17 protein-coding genes are annotated in these 14,481 nt (G+C 58.9%); 8 read left to right on the top strand and 9 right to left on the bottom strand.

Annotation, left to right across the window (positions count from 1 at the left end; genetic code table 11):
- Positions 1 to 34: 34 nt before the first annotated feature.
- From PJL69_RS06080 to PJL69_RS06070, 3 genes are all read right to left on the bottom strand, one after another.
- The gene (locus PJL69_RS06080; RefSeq protein WP_271308841.1) at positions 35 to 499 is read right to left on the bottom strand and encodes an RDD family protein; all 465 of its coding nucleotides are present in this window, start codon (positions 497 to 499) and stop codon (positions 35 to 37) included.
- Between the two features lie 95 nt (positions 500 to 594).
- Positions 595 to 1,020 (bottom strand): DUF2852 domain-containing protein, encoded by a 426-nt coding sequence (locus PJL69_RS06075; protein WP_209096509.1) that lies wholly within the window; start codon positions 1,018 to 1,020, stop codon positions 595 to 597.
- A 174-nt stretch (positions 1,021 to 1,194) separates the two neighbouring features.
- On the bottom strand, positions 1,195 to 1,662 hold the full coding sequence (locus PJL69_RS06070; RefSeq protein ID WP_271308840.1) for a YbaK/EbsC family protein: 468 nt from the start codon (positions 1,660 to 1,662) through the stop codon (positions 1,195 to 1,197).
- A 56-nt stretch (positions 1,663 to 1,718) separates the two neighbouring features.
- Between PJL69_RS06070 and PJL69_RS06065 the strand changes: the two genes are divergently transcribed.
- The 6 genes from PJL69_RS06065 to PJL69_RS06040 all read left to right on the top strand — a co-directional run bounded on the left by PJL69_RS06065 (position 1,719) and on the right by PJL69_RS06040 (position 7,942).
- On the top strand, positions 1,719 to 2,108 hold the full coding sequence (locus PJL69_RS06065) for a nuclear transport factor 2 family protein (RefSeq protein ID WP_271308839.1): 390 nt from the start codon (positions 1,719 to 1,721) through the stop codon (positions 2,106 to 2,108).
- Positions 2,109 to 2,225: 117 nt separating this feature from the next.
- Positions 2,226 to 5,021 (top strand): glutamine-synthetase adenylyltransferase, encoded by a 2,796-nt coding sequence (locus PJL69_RS06060; protein ID WP_271308838.1) that lies wholly within the window; start codon positions 2,226 to 2,228, stop codon positions 5,019 to 5,021.
- A 1-nt stretch (position 5,022) separates the two neighbouring features.
- Entirely contained in the window at positions 5,023 to 5,292 is a 270-nt protein-coding gene (locus tag PJL69_RS06055; protein WP_271308837.1) for a hypothetical protein, read from the top strand.
- Between the two features lie 139 nt (positions 5,293 to 5,431).
- Positions 5,432 to 6,118, top strand: a complete 687-nt coding sequence (locus PJL69_RS06050) for a DUF6778 family protein (RefSeq protein ID WP_271308836.1) — start codon at positions 5,432 to 5,434, stop codon at positions 6,116 to 6,118.
- Positions 6,119 to 6,165: 47 nt separating this feature from the next.
- Positions 6,166 to 7,386: an RSP_2647 family RNA methyltransferase gene (locus PJL69_RS06045; protein ID WP_271308835.1), complete on the top strand. Its 1,221-nt coding sequence runs from the start codon at positions 6,166 to 6,168 to the stop codon at positions 7,384 to 7,386.
- Positions 7,387 to 7,396: 10 nt separating this feature from the next.
- Positions 7,397 to 7,942 (top strand): RSP_2648 family PIN domain-containing protein, encoded by a 546-nt coding sequence (locus PJL69_RS06040; protein ID WP_271308834.1) that lies wholly within the window; start codon positions 7,397 to 7,399, stop codon positions 7,940 to 7,942.
- Positions 7,943 to 8,017: 75 nt separating this feature from the next.
- On the opposite strand, the gene PJL69_RS06035 is transcribed toward PJL69_RS06040, so the two are convergent.
- A complete protein-coding gene (locus tag PJL69_RS06035) occupies positions 8,018 to 8,710 on the bottom strand; it encodes a M48 family metallopeptidase (protein WP_271308993.1) in 693 nt (230 codons plus the stop codon).
- Positions 8,711 to 8,815: 105 nt separating this feature from the next.
- On the opposite strand from PJL69_RS06035, the gene PJL69_RS06030 reads away from it, so the two are divergent.
- On the top strand, positions 8,816 to 9,631 hold the full coding sequence (locus PJL69_RS06030; protein WP_271308833.1) for an N-acetylmuramidase domain-containing protein: 816 nt from the start codon (positions 8,816 to 8,818) through the stop codon (positions 9,629 to 9,631).
- A gap of 9 nt (positions 9,632 to 9,640) precedes the next feature.
- On the opposite strand, the gene PJL69_RS06025 is transcribed toward PJL69_RS06030, so the two are convergent.
- From PJL69_RS06025 to PJL69_RS06005, 5 genes are all read right to left on the bottom strand, one after another.
- Positions 9,641 to 10,825, bottom strand: coding sequence for a vWA domain-containing protein (locus PJL69_RS06025; protein WP_271308832.1), 1,185 nt, complete (start codon positions 10,823 to 10,825; stop codon positions 9,641 to 9,643).
- A 6-nt stretch (positions 10,826 to 10,831) separates the two neighbouring features.
- Positions 10,832 to 10,999, bottom strand: a complete 168-nt coding sequence (locus PJL69_RS06020) for a hypothetical protein (RefSeq protein WP_271308831.1) — start codon at positions 10,997 to 10,999, stop codon at positions 10,832 to 10,834.
- 6 nt (positions 11,000 to 11,005) lie between these two features.
- Positions 11,006 to 12,382 carry a DUF2927 domain-containing protein gene (locus tag PJL69_RS06015; protein ID WP_271308830.1) on the bottom strand — a complete coding sequence of 459 codons (1,377 nt, stop codon included), beginning with the start codon at positions 12,380 to 12,382 and terminating at the stop codon, positions 11,006 to 11,008.
- The gene (locus PJL69_RS06010; RefSeq protein WP_271308829.1) at positions 12,382 to 12,843 is read right to left on the bottom strand and encodes a GNAT family N-acetyltransferase; all 462 of its coding nucleotides are present in this window, start codon (positions 12,841 to 12,843) and stop codon (positions 12,382 to 12,384) included. The genes PJL69_RS06015 and PJL69_RS06010 overlap by 1 nt, the downstream gene beginning before the upstream one ends.
- A gap of 169 nt (positions 12,844 to 13,012) precedes the next feature.
- Positions 13,013 to 13,852 (bottom strand): AAA family ATPase, encoded by an 840-nt coding sequence (locus PJL69_RS06005; protein ID WP_271308828.1) that lies wholly within the window; start codon positions 13,850 to 13,852, stop codon positions 13,013 to 13,015.
- A 184-nt stretch (positions 13,853 to 14,036) separates the two neighbouring features.
- Between PJL69_RS06005 and dksA the strand changes: the two genes are divergently transcribed.
- On the top strand, positions 14,037 to 14,459 hold the full coding sequence (dksA, locus tag PJL69_RS06000) for an RNA polymerase-binding protein DksA (RefSeq protein ID WP_209096484.1): 423 nt from the start codon (positions 14,037 to 14,039) through the stop codon (positions 14,457 to 14,459).
- The last annotated feature ends 22 nt before the right edge of the window (positions 14,460 to 14,481 follow it).

Raw genomic sequence — 14,481 nt, 5'->3', positions numbered from 1 at the left:
GCCCCCGTTTTTCGTTCGTGACGTGGTGCGGCGTTCAGTACCGCGCGGCGCGGTTGATTAGGACAGAGCCCATGACAAGATCGGTCAGGCCCTGTTTGCGATCGGTGGTGAGCATCAGCACAATCGAGATGATCTGCAGGATCGGGAAGGCCACAGAGATGGTGAAGCCCAATGTGTGCAGGAAGGCCGCGCCAAGATCGAAGCGGGCGCCGTTTGATTGGCGCATCTGAAGCGACATCAGGCGCATGCCCCAGGTGGCGGAGCCGGTGGTGATGGTCACCACGCGATAGGCAAAGCCAAACACAAACAACAGCGCGCCAAAGAACAGGATGCCGGTGAAGGCCGTAAAGGGCAGCACCAGCACACAGATCACAAAGATCACGGCGGTGTCGATAAACCAGGCCAAAAGCCGCTTGAACGTCACATCCTGATAGAACTCAGCCTGTGTGTCTGGATCAGGCAAAGTGTAGCTGCGGTGGTGCGTGTCGTGGTGGCTCATGGCCCTCCCTCCGGGGTGAGTGTGATGTGTGTTTTGTCAAAGCAAAGCAGCGCGGAAGGGGGCTTCCGCGCCACATCTTAGCAAGTTCTGGGGGCTTACGCGTCTTCGGTTTCTTTGGGCGCGTCGGCCGCTTTGGTGGCGCGTTCGTCCATGAATTGGTCAAATTCGGCTTTGTCCTTGGCATCGCGCAGACGCTGCAGGAATTCTTCAAAGCTCTTCTGTTCGTCTTCCAGACGGCGCAGTGTTTCGTCGCGATAGGCGTCAAAGGCGCTGTTGCCGGTTGGGGTCATGACATGCATCCGACGCGAACAGCTGCGGCTGCGGTGAGATTTTTTGAACATATCCTTGCTCCAGATCATGTAAAACAGAAGGGCCAGACCGACGGGCCAGAAGAACACAAAACCAAGCACCATGGCGGCGATCCAGGCACCTTTGCCTTTGCTGTCAAGCCAAGCCTCGCTTCTGCCAAACCAGCCAAGGTGGCGGGTGTCGGCGGTATGTGCGGTTGCGGCAGGGGTCATTGGGGTCTCCGAAGTTGGTGTTTCTAGCTACGCTGTGATTGGGTATGTAAATCCCTTTCACATTACCTAGATTGGCACTGTAGGCTTTGATTGCAAGTCAGAATGTGAATAGTTTTTACATTTTAGCGATAAGATATTGTTTTTGAATAATACTATCTGAACTTAAAAACAAAGCTACAGGCTGAAAGCGCCAATCTCAGCGCGGGTCAGAGCGCGCAACTCATGCGGTTTGATGCAAAAAACGTGATGCGGTGTGCCTGCTGCGGCCCAGATCTGTTCAAATGCCATCAGGTGTTCATCCATAAACACACGGATGGAGGAGAGGTGGCCCACCGGGCTGACCCCGCCAATTGCAAAGCCGGTTTGATTGCGCACCACTGTCGCATCCGCGCGTTGCAACGCCAGACCCGCCAGCGCGGAGGCGGCTGCCAGATCAACCTGCCTGCCACCGGCCGTTAGAAAGAGCACCACAGTCTCGCTGTCCTGCGCCTGAAAGATGATGGATTTTGCGATTTGATCCACATGGCAACTGACGGCCTTTGCCGCCACTTCTGCGGTACGTGCGCCATCGGTTTCGCGGATATCGACAGCGGCACCGGCCGCTTCGAGCGCGGCGCGTACACGTTTGAGGCTTTTGCTCATCTCTCATGAATCCTGTTTGGGTTGATCTCGAAGGCAGCATAGGGCACGGAAGGGCCATGAAAATAGAAAACGATTTGAAAGCTAAGGTTGCTGCTCTGGAGGGGCGCGTGTGGACCGCACTGCTCAAGGGTGATTCAGCGGCTGATGCAGCTCTTTTGACGGGGGACTTTCTTGGGGTGTACCCCAGTGGGTTCGGCAGCAAGGCCGACCACGTGGGACAGCTGGCTGAAGGCCCGACGATTGCGGATTTTCGGCTGTCTGAGATGACGTTTCGAGCGGTCTCGGCAGATGGAGGCTTGCTGGTGTACCGGGCGGATTATCTGCGGGTTGGCAGCACCGACTGGGAGGCCATGTTGATCAGTTCACTTTGGCAGCGCGCGACGGATGGCGAGTGGCGTAACAGTTTCAGCCAAGACACCCCGCTTACGGATGTCCCAGATCCCTAAGCGTCTGTCATTCATCAAACATCTCGGGGTAGCCGCATCGCAGCTGTGGCAGGGGGTCGCCCCTTTTGCCATCACGCCGCATTGACCTTCGCGGCTTGTGGGTTTCAAAGTCCCCCCATGACTTTTGCATCCCAAATCACCCGCCTGCCACATGCTTATGATGCTGATCTTGGGGCGGAGGCCTGCGCCGCCGTACCGGGGCTGTCCGGCGATCTGGCCAAGCTGATCACGGGCACCGCAGGTTCTAGCCCTTACCTGAAAGGGCTGATCCACAAAGAGGCAGATTGGTTGCCAGAAGCGCTGCTGGATGCAGATGCCGCGCTGGCGCAGCTTTTTGCTGCGCTGAAAGAGAGCGCGCCCGATCAGCGCGCCACAGTGTTGCGTGCGGCCAAGCGCAAGGTCGCACTGCTGACCGCTCTGGCGGATCTGTCTGGGGCGTGGTCGCTTGAAAAAGTCACCGGAACGCTGACCGATTTTGCCGATTTGGCGAGCCAGCTGGCGCTGGAGGCCACCATCGGGGCAGAGATCCGGCGGGGCAAGCTGCCCGGTGCCACAGAAGATGATATCCCGACAGCCGGGGGCATGGTCACGCTGGCAATGGGGAAAATGGGGGCACATGAGCTGAACTACAGCTCTGATATTGACCTGATCTGTCTGTTTGATGAAACGCGGTTTGACCCGGATGATTATCACGATGCGCGTGCCAGTTTCATTCGAGCGACCCGCAAGATGGCGGCGATGCTGAATGACATCACCGGCGAGGGGTATGTGTTTCGCACCGATCTGAGGCTGCGGCCCGATCCGGCGGTGACCCCGGTGTGTATCGCGATGGAAACAGCGGAGCGCTATTATGAAAGTCTGGGGCGCACCTGGGAGCGGGCGGCCTATATCAAGGCGCGGCCTTCGGCAGGGGATCTGGAGGCCGGGGCGCGGTTTCTGAAGACGCTCACGCCCTTTGTCTGGCGGCGGCATCTGGATTTTGCCGCCATTCAGGACGCCCACGACATGCGCTTGCGCATTCGCGAGCACAAGGGGCTGGGCGGTGAGATTTCACTGGACGGCCACGACATGAAGCTTGGCCGGGGCGGCATCCGGGAGATCGAATTTTTCACGCAGACACGGCAGTTGATTGCAGGCGGGCGCGATCCTTACTTGCGTGACCGTCATACGGTGCCGGGTTTGCGCAAGCTGGCCTCCAAAGGCTGGGTGCCTGATGAGGTGGCAGAGGCGCTGAGCGACCACTATCGCTTTCATCGCGAGGTGGAGCACAGGGTGCAGATGGTGGCCGATGCGCAGACTCACCGCTTGCCACAGGGGGCCGAAGGCTGGGGCCGGATTGCCGGTCTGATGGGGCGCGACATTGATGATCTACAACAGGAGCTGCGTGCGCGGCTGACTGAAGTCCATGATATGACCGAGGGGTTCTTTGCGCCGGATGCGGCGGCCTCTGAGGCGGTGGAACATGCGTTTGATCCGGCTGTTCTTGGGCGCTGGCAGACCTATCCCGCCCTGCGTAGTGCGCGGGCCACTGAAATCTGGAAGCGGCTGCGTCCTGAGATTTTGCGCCGTCTGGCGCAGACCCCGCGCCCGGATGAGGCGGTGTTGGCGATGGATGGGTTCCTGCGCGGGTTGCCCGCGGGGGTGCAGCTGTTTTCGCTGTTTGAGGCCAATCCGCAACTGATCGACCTGTTGATTGATATTGTGGGCACGGCTCCTGCGCTGGCGCAGCATCTGTCGCGCAATTCCGGGGTGTTTGATGCGGTGATCGGCGGTGGCTTCTTTGCGCCATGGCCGGGACAGGCAGCGCTGACGGCGGAACTTTCTGAACGGCTGGCGCAGGAAAGCGACTATGAGGCGCAGCTGGACAGCACCCGGCGTTGGGCCAAGGAATGGCAGTTCCGAATTGGGGTGCATCACCTGCGCGGGCTCATGGGGGCCGAGGAAGCAGGGCAGCAGTATGCCGATCTGGCTGATGCTGTGCTGGGCGCCTTGTGGCAGCCGGTTGCCGATCAATTTGCCGCCAAGCATGGGCCGATGCCGGGCCGTGGGGCGATGGTGCTTGGGATGGGCTCGCTCGGTGCGCGCCGGCTGAATGCGACCTCCGATCTGGATCTGATCGTGATTTATGATGCGGATGGGGTTGAGGGATCAGAAGGGCGACGCCCATTGGCGACACGGCCCTATTATGCGCGCCTGACGCAGGCGTTTGTGACCGCGTTGAGTGCGCCGATGGCGCAGGGGCGGCTCTATGAAGTGGACATGCGCTTGCGGCCCTCTGGCACACAGGGGCCGGTGGCGACCTCGCTGGCGTCCTTTAAGAACTATCAGCAGACCGAAGCCTGGACCTGGGAACATCTGGCGCTCACCCGGGCGCGGCCTGTGACTGGAGCGCCAGAGTTGATGGCGGAGGTGGAAGCCTTCCGGCAGGCGCTTTTGACGCAGCCCAAGACACCAGACAAGGTCGCGGCGGATGTGGAGGAGATGCGCGCCCGGATCGCCGCTGCGAAGGCGCCAGATGGGGCTTGGGATGCCAAGATCGGTGCTGGACGACTGCAGGACATCGAGCTGTTAAGCCAGACGGCGGCCTTGCTCGCGGGGAGCCCACGCCGTGCGGTCACGCAGGGTTTGCAGGCGGGAGTCGCAATTGGGTGGCTGAACGCCGACAATGTGACAGAGCTGGCGGCCACTTATCGGCTTTGTTGGCAGGTGCAGCTTGCGTCCAAATTGCTGTCGGGTCAGACCATTGATCCGCAACAAATTGGCGAAGGTGGACGCGCATTTCTATTGCGTGAGACGGGGGCTGCAGACATAGAGGCGCTGCAAACACAGATGCACATCGCGTGTGATGTGGCAGCAACAAGCATCGACGCGGCGCTGGCACAGACAAACCTGATCGCCAAAAGGGAGGCGTGACATGGATCTTTCGCAGTTTGACCCCAAGGGGCTGATCCGGGAAAGCTATCAGATTGACGGCATTGCGTTGCCGGAATGTCGCTCGATCTTTCTTGATTGGGCGCTTTCTTTGCCACAGGAGAGTGATACGCAAGCGGCTATTGACGCTTTGCTTGCGCATTATGGCGCGGACTTTCCTGACCACCCAATGAGCGAGGTGCTGCGGGACGGTCAGGTTCAAATGACCGCGCCACGGCGTCGGGGCGGGTGGCGGAGTCGTCCGCGAGACTGACAATCCGCATTGATTTTAGGGGGTTGTCGGTTTGACTCAATTCCCCTGAAAAGGTCCGAACCACGCCGCAATCGCGCCCAAATTGGGGGGCATATTGATTGACAGAAATAAAAGGCGAAATCCGCCGAAGGAGTCGATCATGTCACTTATGCGTGTTGTTGCAGCAATGGTTTTGGGCCTTGGCGTGAGTGCCTGTGCCTCTGTGGATACTGCCAGCCGGAACGCGCCTTTTGATGTGGCCTCTACCGAGATTGCAGCCCCGGCGCCGTCGTATCAGATGGCTGGATTTGAAGTCACAGTGCCGCGCAGCCTGCGGGTATCTGAGGCCAACACCTACTATCCCGGTGGAGATATCGTGTGGCGCGGGGATGCCTACGGCGATCGCTATGAACAGGTCAAAGCGATGTTTGAAGAGGGGGTGCGTCTTGGTGGCGGGCCGCTTGTGGGTGCGCGTCCGGTTCATGTGCAGATTGAAGTGAGCCGCTTTCACGCGCTGACCGAGAAGACACGGTACAGCGTGGGCGGTGTGCACGCGATTGAATTCACGATGACAATTGTGGATGCGCAAAGCGGGGCCGTGCTGCGCGGGCCCAAGCCAATCAAGGCTAGCCTCACCGGGTATGGGGGGCAAAAAGCACTGGCAGCTGAGGCCCGTGGCCTAACCCAGAAGTACCGGATCACCCACCACCTTGCCTATGTGGTGCGGGAAGAGCTGACCAAAGCGCAAGGGTTTGTTGGACCAAGCCGGGGCGCCAGCAAGACGGTTCAGCCGCTTGCGCCAATCGGGACAGAGGCAAGTGCTCTGACCACGGCAGTGCTGAACTGAGCCTGAGAGGGCTTTTCACATCCCAAAGAACACAGTAGGAGGGCGGCATGTCTATGCCGTCCTCTTCCGTTTCCGCCGCCGGTGATCTGCCGGTTGTCCGCCTTAAGCCCAAAGCCAATGCACGTGCGATCCGCCATGGCTTTCCCTGGGTCTATGACAATGAGCTTGTGACTGACCGGCGCACCAAAGCGTTGACGCCGGGCACATTGGCCATTCTGGAAGACGACAACCGCGCGCCCATCGGGTTGGTGGCGACCAACAGCCAGAGCAAGATCTTCTGCCGGATGCTCACGCGCGATGTCACAACCGTGGTGAATCAGGCTTGGTTTGAGGCCAAATTTGCCTATGCGCTGGCGATGCGGGAGCGGCTCTACGCAACGCCTTACTACCGTTTGATCCATGCGGAGGCGGACGGGCTGCCCGGCGTGGTGGTGGACCGCTTTGGCGACACCGCTGTGATCCAGCCAAATGCGGCCTGGGCGGATGCGCGGCTTGAAATGATGGTTGCGGCCCTGGCCAAAGTTACCGGTGTCAGCACGATCCTGATGAATGGCTCTGGCCGCGCGCGCAGCTTGGAAGGGCTGGAAGAGCACAGCGCCGTGATGCTGGGCACAGCCCCGGATGCGCCTGTCCCTGTGGTGATGAACGGTGCGACCTATATGGCGGATCTGACCGGTGGGCAGAAGACGGGTTTGTTTTATGACCAGCGCCCCAACCACGGCTTTGTTGCCGGGCTGTGCAAAGATGCGAAGGTTCTCGATGTGTTTTCCCATGTCGGGGGCTTCTCGCTCGCCGCGCTTGCTGGCGGCGCATCTGAAGCCCTCGCAGTGGATGGCTCTGCCGCAGCGCTGGATTTGGCGCAGGCTGGCGCCGCAGCTGCTGGCGTGGCAGATCGTTTCTCCACCCGCAAGGGTGACGCGTTTGACGTGCTGACCGCTTTGGCGGAAGAAGGCGCGCAATTTGATGTGGTGATCTGTGATCCGCCAGCTTTTGCGCCGTCCAAGCCTGCGCTGGAAAAGGGCCTGCGGGCTTATGAACGTGTGGCGCGACTGGCCGCACCGTTGGTGGCGGAAGGAGGTTATCTGGGCCTCTGTTCCTGCTCCCATGCCGCTGATGTGGCGCGTTTCCGGGGCGCAAGCCTGCGCGGGATTGGCCGGGCAGGGCGTCAGGCGCAGCTTCTGCACACCGGCTTTGCAGGACCAGATCACCCGCTGATGCCGCAACTGGCGGAAAGCGGCTATCTCAAATCGCTGATTTTCCGCCTGTGAGGCGCGCGCTTTGAAACGGCTCTTGCTCGACGCCTGCGTACTTTATCCTACAGTGATGCGTGAGGTGCTGCTTGGGGTGGCCAAGACCGGAGCGTTTCAACCGCAATGGTCGGCGCGCATTCTGGAAGAATGGGCACGAGCGGCGCGCAAGATCGGCCCCACAGGAGAGGCGCAGGCGCGCAGCGAAATTGCGCTGATCCGCGCTGATTGGCCCAAGGCAGAGGTGACGTGGCCGCAAGGTTTGCAGAACCGTCTCTACCTGCCGGATGAAAATGACACTCATGTTCTGGCCGCAGCGATTTCGGGATCGGCTGACGCCATTGTCACGATGAATGTGAAGGATTTCCCGCGCCAAATTCTGGCGGAAGAAGGCGTGGCGCGCCTCGGGCCGGATGAGCTGTTGCGCAAGTGCTGGGAAGAAGATCCCGAAGGCGTGGCACAGGCGTGTGAGGCGGTGCGGCAGGAGGCGGATCGGCTGAGTGGCGAGACCTGGGAGATGCGTGCGCTGCTCAAAAAGGCACGCCTGCCCAAGCTGGCCAAAGCGGTGAGCCGTTAAGCAGCCATGGGGGCGCTGCCCCCGTCATATCAGGGATATGACTCCCCCGGGATATTTGACGAATGAGAAGCGTGCTCAAGCTTGCGTGAGGCCCCAGTCGGTTTCCAGCTTTTCAATCGCTTTGATACGCTCTTCTGTTTTGGGGTGACTGAGCAGCCAAGCGGGTGTGCTGGCCCCATGGGCGCCTGTGAGGTGGCTGAGTTTTTCAAACAGGGATTTTTGTGGGGCGGTGCCGATACCGGATTTTACCAGCAGGGCGGCGGCATAGGCATCGGCTTCAAACTCATCAGAGCGAGACAGGCGCGCCATCAGCAGCGACAGGGCCGCGCCGGAGATCACCGCACCTAGACCCGGTAAAAAGCGGTTGAGCACCATGGCCAGCGCCGTGCGCAGCGCATTCTGGCCGGAAAAATCGATCATACGACGGCGCGAGTGGCCGAGGGCCACATGACCGAGTTCATGGGCGATCACACTGGCCATTTCTTCGGCGCTGACCGCGCCCTGACGGTAACGTTCATAAAAGCCGCGGGTGAGATAGATTTTGCCATCTGGTGCGGCGAGGCCATTCACCGGCTCGATTTCGTAGATGTGTACCCGGATGCGCGGCAAATCGAGGGCTTTGGCCATATCTTTGATCAGCGGCATGAGGCGGGGATCTGCAAGCTCTGTTGAGCGGGCTTTCAGCTCCTTGGTGGTGCGCCAGGCGGAGAATTTGAAAGACACGATCCCCATGATCAGGGCGAGAAGTATGGGCATGAATTTGATCATGACCAAGATATGGGGCGCACAAAGGTAAGGTGCAACTGCATTGACAGCTTCATGTGACACAGGGTGTCATAACCGCAGTTTTGTGTCAGGTGAGGAGTGTGGCGGATGTTTGCGCCCGATGTTGTTGAAGAAATTTCCAAGATTGCTGAAGAATTGACTGTGGAGCCTGCGGCCTTGTTGGCGGTGGCGCAGGTTGAAAGTGGCGGGCGGGTGTTTGCCACGGTGGATGGTAAAGACATGCCATTGATCCGTTGGGAAGGGCATTACTTTCATCGCGAGCTGCCTGTGGCCCTGCGCAAGAAAGCGGTTCGGGCTGGGCTTGCGTCAACTGTGGTGGGTGGCGTGAAAAATTCCAGTTCACAACAGGTGCGCTACAATCTGCTGGCGCGGGCCAAGAAGTTGCATGAGGTGGCCGCCTTGCGCAGCTGCTCCTGGGGACTGGGGCAGGTGATGGGGGCCAATGCAGAGTGGATTGGCTATCAAGATGTTCATGCGTTGGTGGCCGATGCGGTGTCTGGCGCGGCGGGGCAGGTGCAGGTCATGGCCAATTTTATTCGCCGCGCTGGGCTGGTGGATGAGCTGCAGGCGCTCAACTGGGCGGCGTTTGCGCGCCAGTACAATGGGCCGGGCTACAAGGTAAACAAATATGACACTAAGATGGCCCGCGCCTATGCGGCGTTCGGCGGGTCTGGGGTGGTGGCGGAACCAGATGAGCTGGTGTTGCGCACGGGCGCTTTGGGAGAAGCAGTGCGTGAATTGCAGCTGTTGCTGCGGCGCGCGGGCCATGGCGTTTTGATTGATGGCGATTTTGGTCCCGCTACCAAACGCGCGGTGATGAATTTTCAGCGCGACAATGGCTTGGGTGTGGATGGCGTTGTTGGGCCTGCCACCTGGGCGGCGTTGGAGGCAAAAACGCCCTAAGGGGCGGGATCAACGGGTCAGCTCGCGCATGCCCCGCTCTAGCCCTTGCAGGGTCATTGGCACCATGCGGTCCTCGAAAATCTCGCGGATCATGCTGATGGAGTGGGTGTATTGCCACTGTGCTTCTGGCACCGGATTGATCCAGAGGTTGTCGCGCCATTGATCGCGGGCGCGCTCCAGCCAGACCTGGCCGGGCTCTTGGTTCCAATGTTCATTGGCCCCACCTGCATAGGCGATTTCGTAAGGTGACATGGAGGCGTCCCCGACGAAGATGCATTTGTAGTCCGGCCCATAGGTGCGCAGCACTTCGTGGGTGGGGGTCTGGTCGTTCCATCGGCGTTGGTTGTTGCGCCACACGCCCTCATAGAGGCAGTTGTGGAAGTAATAATATTCCAGATGTTTGAACTCTGCACGGGCGGCAGAAAATAGCTCTTCCACCACTTTGATGTGCGGATCCATCGAGCCGCCAACATCGAGAAACAGCAGCACTTTTACGGCGTTATGGCGTTCGGGGCGGGTTTTGACATCCAGATAGCCGTGCTCTGCGGTGGCGCGAACGGTGCCATTGAGATCAAGCTCGTCTGCCGCGCCTTCGCGTGCCCAGCGACGCAGGCGTTTGAGCGCCACCTTGATGTTGCGGGTGCCGAGCTCGACCGTGTCGTCAAAATTGCGGAACTCGCGCTTGTCCCAGACCTTCACCGCGCGGCGGTGGCGGCTTTCTTTCTGGCCGATGCGCACGCCCTCGGGGTTGTAGCCATAAGCGCCAAACGGGCTGGTGCCCGCAGTGCCGATCCATTTGTTGCCCCCCTGATGGCGCCCTTCCTGCTCTTTCAGGCGCTCCTGCAGAGTCTCCATCAGCTTGTCAAAGCCGCCCATGGCCTCGATCTCGGCCATTTCCTCGGCGCTGAGGTGTTTCTCGGCCATCTTGCGCAGCCATTCCTCGGGAATGTCCACAGCTTCCAGAACGGCCTCTGCGCTGATCTCTGCCAGACCATCAAAGGTCATGGCAAAGGCGCGATCAAATTTGTCGATGTTGCGCTCGTCTTTCACCATCACGGTGCGGGCGAGGTAATAAAAACTCTCCACATCATAGGTGGCGAGCCCGGCCTTTAATCCTTCTAGAAAGCCTAAAAACTCGCGTAGCGACACGGGCACGCGGGCAGTGCGTAGATTTTCAAAGAAGGGAAGAAACATGATTTTTTACAATGCCATACGGTGGATAGCTAAGGTTACGAACAGGCCAAGCATAGCAAAAATCATCGCGTAAACAGCGGAATATTGCAAAATATCCAGCCGTTTGCCGCCACGTTTTTTGGCAATGGCACCGCCAAGCACTGCGCCCAAAAGCGCCCCAATAATCACGAACATCTTGTCTTATGATCCCCCTTTGATCGGGCTGAGCGTTGCAATTTCGCGCAGTTTTGCGCGCACTGCCCAATCCGGCCCAAATCCGTAGCGTGCCCACCCAAGACTGTCCAGACGCAGGTTGGCCGCATCTTCCAATTGGCCTTCCATGTCCAGAGCTTCGGCTTGAAGCAGCATGAGGGTAGACAGCAGTGCCGCGTTTTCAAATTCGGCGGCCGTGGTGAGCTGAGGGCTGATGATTTTGAGGGCCTCGCGGCTTTGGCCTGCGCTGATCGCGTAGGCAGAGAGCTGGGTGGCGACAAAGGCGCGGTGCGGGCCCAGACCATCGGTGCTGCGATAGGCGCGATCGGCTGCGCGGAATTCCGACAGTGCGGCGCTGATGTCTTGGGACTGCAACAGGCGCCCGAGCGCGTAGTGGGAAAAGCCCAACCTGTGGTCGCGCCAGCCCTCAGACTGGGCAATCAAGAGCGCCTGTCGTGCCGCGACACGGCGACCGGCGGGTGTGGTTCCGGGACCAAGGGCGGTTTGCACCGCGTCAATCCAGCTGCGCGGTGTGGCGGGCAGGGGATTTGACGACAGCTGATCCCCGCGCGGATTGATCCGGCTCAAGATGGCGGGCAGACGATTGGCAACTTGATTGCGGCTCATGCCGTTGGCGAGCATCGGATCATAAAACGCACGCAGTATGGTCATGTCAAAACCGGTCAGCACCGCATGGATGTTATCATCGTTAAAGACACTGTCCGGCAGGCGGTAAAGGTCATTGAGAGGACCGAGCGCTTGCGCCAGTTCCTCGTGCAGGCAGTCGCGGGTTTCCTGTGGGCTGGTGTCATTGGGCAGGAAGATCGCGATTTTTTCGCGGTTTTCCAGCAGGGCCCAGTTGGCCGCACCGCTGCGCCGCGCGCCGCGATATTGGCTGAGAGACGAAATATTGGGCACAACAAAGCAAGCCGCCTGTGGCAGCGCCTTGCGGATCTCTTTGCGGGACACGGCCTGAATGGTGATATTTGCGTTTGGCGTGTTGTTCAGGCTGATGTTGATGCGCGCTTCGGAGCGCAGGCGCGCGAGCAGGGCGCGCAGGTCGGTCATCATGCCGGGGGGCGGTGTGCCTGTGACACGTACTGTGATTGGGCCTTCAAACCGTGTCAGGCGCTCCAGTTTGCGCCCGCTTTCCAGCTCAAATGTGAGATCGAGAAAATCCCGTGCAATATCGCGGTTGGACCGCGCCGGAGCTTTGGGCCGTGGTGTGGCAAACCCCTTGACCGGCGGCAGCGTCGTGTCGGCCACGGCGGCGCGTGTGGAGGTGTTATTTTGGTTTAGCGGGGTGCAGGCCCCCAAAGCGAGCGCGCCCAAAACCGAAACGACAGGAAGAAAAAAACGAAACATCAAGGCCTTTGGTACTTAACAAATGGGGTGTGTTTGCCAACACGATCATACAGTTGCCGCGCCGTCGTGTTGAACTCTTGCGTCAGCCAATAGACATTTGGAGCCCCTTGGGCATCTGCCGCTTCATACACAGCTTCAATCAGTTTGCGCCCAACCCCTGTGCCGCGCACCTGTGGGTCGGCGTAGAGATCCTGAAGGTAGCAGACATTTTCCACACGCCAGGCATGGCGATGGAACAGGTAGTGGGTGAGGCCAACCAGGGCGCCGTCTTTTTCAGCTACAAGGCAGGAAAAATCCTGAGCGTCATCCCCCAGAAGCCGCTCAAATGTGGTGGCATACACTTCATCTGAGACCGTGCTTTCATAAAAGGCGAGATAGGCTGTCCAGAGCCTGCGCCAGTCGGCTTGGTCAGAGCGTTCGAGCGGACGAATGCACAAGTCGGTGGCTTGGGCTGTGATCATGGGCCTAGTTTGCTCCTTATGCGCTGCAAAATGCAAGATGCTGACTGACGCCTATGGTTCAGGTTACGCCAAGAACGGGGGCGTGGCGCAAAAAACTGTTGTGCGCCACGTTTTATTTGCCACCTATGGCATGCGATCCTCTGTTTCGCGGCAAATGCGCAGCTGTTGCTCAGCGGCCGGAGCGCGCCATGAAAGCGAGGCGTTCAAAAAGATGGACATCTTGCTCGTTTTTCAGCAGCGCCCCATGCAGTTTTGGCAGCGCATTGGCGCCATCCCGCTTCAAGTCCTCTGGAGAGAGATCTTCGGCCAAAAGCAGCTTCAGCCAGTCAATCACTTCAGAGGTGGAGGGTTTTTTCTTCAGCCCGGCGGTGTCGCGGATTTCAAAGAACTGCGTGAGTGCGGTGGTCAGAAGCGCCTCTTTGATGCCTGGATGGTGCACTTCGACGATTTTTTTCAGTGTCTCCATATCCGGGAAGCGGATGTAGTGGAAAAAGCAGCGGCGCAGGAAGGCGTCGGGCAGTTCTTTTTCGTTGTTGGAGGTGATGATGATGATCGGGCGGTGTTTGGCGCTGACGGTTTCTCCGGTCTCGTAGACGTGGAACGCCATCTTGTCGAGCTCTTGGAGAAGGTCGTTTGGAAACTCGATGTCGGCCTTGTCGATCTCGTCGATCAACAGCACAACTTTTTCATCACTCTCAAAGGCTTCCCAGAGTTTTCCGCGTTTGATGTAGTTGGAGATATCGTGGACGCGCTCATCTCCTAGTTGACTATCGCGGAGGCGAGACACGGCGTCATATTCGTAGAGGCCCTGCTGTGCCTTGGTCGTGGATTTGACGTTCCACTCAATCATTTTTAGGCCAAGGCCGCGCGCCACTTGCAGCGCCAGTTCGGTCTTGCCTGTGCCCGGCTCGCCCTTGACCAGCAAAGGGCGTTCAAGCGCCACCGCGGCGTTTACAGCCACTGTCAGATCGTCTGTGGCCACATAGTCTTTGGTGCCTGAAAACTGCATAAAATTTCTCCGCCCGTACATCAATTTTTCGCGGCAGCCTATCGTGAACATATTTTGTCCGCAATGTACCATTAACAGGTAGTGACATTCTCGCTCCAAGAGAGTATTTGCTGGCAATAGAGAAGGGGGTGGCATGTCTGACTTGAATAGCACCACGGACGTTGACCACGGTAAGGGAGCACAAATGAAAGCAGAAACTTTCCTGCCGGACGACTACCGTCCTGCAGAGGATGAGCCGTTCATGAATGACCGGCAAGTTGAGTACTTCCGTCGTAAACTGCTGAACTGGAAAGAGGAGCTTCTGGCAGGCAGCCGCGACACCATTGAAGGCCTACAAGACAGCACACGCAACATTCCTGATGTTGCAGACCGCGCCAGCGAAGAAACCGACCGCGCCCTAGAATTGCGCACCCGGGATCGCCAACGCAAACTCGTTCTGAAAATTGACAGTGCATTGCGCCGCATTGATGAAGGTGAATACGGCTACTGCGAAGTTACCGGAGAGCCGATTTCGCTGCGCCGTCTGGATGCGCGCCCAATTGCGACGATGAGCCTTGAAGCGCAAGAACGGCATGAACGCCGCGAAAAAGTACATCGCGACGACTGATTTTTTCAAATTGCTCAAAAAA

The organism is Shimia sp. MMG029, from assembly GCF_027947445.1.
GTDB lineage: Bacteria > Pseudomonadota > Alphaproteobacteria > Rhodobacterales > Rhodobacteraceae > Shimia.
Note: the sequence above shows the minus strand (reverse complement) of the source record. Positions and strands in the feature narration are given on the sequence as shown.

Coding starts and splice junctions, on each gene's coding strand:
- PJL69_RS06080 (WP_271308841.1), bottom strand. CDS start 499: ATGAGCCACCACGACACGCACCACCGCAGCTACACTTTGCCTGATCCA.
- PJL69_RS06075 (WP_209096509.1), bottom strand. CDS start 1,020: ATGACCCCTGCCGCAACCGCACATACCGCCGACACCCGCCACCTTGGC.
- PJL69_RS06070 (WP_271308840.1), bottom strand. CDS start 1,662: ATGAGCAAAAGCCTCAAACGTGTACGCGCCGCGCTCGAAGCGGCCGGT.
- PJL69_RS06065 (WP_271308839.1), top strand. CDS start 1,719: ATGAAAATAGAAAACGATTTGAAAGCTAAGGTTGCTGCTCTGGAGGGG.
- PJL69_RS06060 (WP_271308838.1), top strand. CDS start 2,226: ATGACTTTTGCATCCCAAATCACCCGCCTGCCACATGCTTATGATGCT.
- PJL69_RS06055 (WP_271308837.1), top strand. CDS start 5,023: ATGGATCTTTCGCAGTTTGACCCCAAGGGGCTGATCCGGGAAAGCTAT.
- PJL69_RS06050 (WP_271308836.1), top strand. CDS start 5,432: ATGTCACTTATGCGTGTTGTTGCAGCAATGGTTTTGGGCCTTGGCGTG.
- PJL69_RS06045 (WP_271308835.1), top strand. CDS start 6,166: ATGTCTATGCCGTCCTCTTCCGTTTCCGCCGCCGGTGATCTGCCGGTT.
- PJL69_RS06035 (WP_271308993.1), bottom strand. CDS start 8,710: ATGATCAAATTCATGCCCATACTTCTCGCCCTGATCATGGGGATCGTG.
- PJL69_RS06030 (WP_271308833.1), top strand. CDS start 8,816: ATGTTTGCGCCCGATGTTGTTGAAGAAATTTCCAAGATTGCTGAAGAA.
- PJL69_RS06025 (WP_271308832.1), bottom strand. CDS start 10,825: ATGTTTCTTCCCTTCTTTGAAAATCTACGCACTGCCCGCGTGCCCGTG.
- PJL69_RS06020 (WP_271308831.1), bottom strand. CDS start 10,999: ATGTTCGTGATTATTGGGGCGCTTTTGGGCGCAGTGCTTGGCGGTGCC.
- PJL69_RS06015 (WP_271308830.1), bottom strand. CDS start 12,382: ATGTTTCGTTTTTTTCTTCCTGTCGTTTCGGTTTTGGGCGCGCTCGCT.
- PJL69_RS06010 (WP_271308829.1), bottom strand. CDS start 12,843: ATGATCACAGCCCAAGCCACCGACTTGTGCATTCGTCCGCTCGAACGC.
- PJL69_RS06005 (WP_271308828.1), bottom strand. CDS start 13,852: ATGCAGTTTTCAGGCACCAAAGACTATGTGGCCACAGACGATCTGACA.
- dksA (WP_209096484.1), top strand. CDS start 14,037: ATGAAAGCAGAAACTTTCCTGCCGGACGACTACCGTCCTGCAGAGGAT.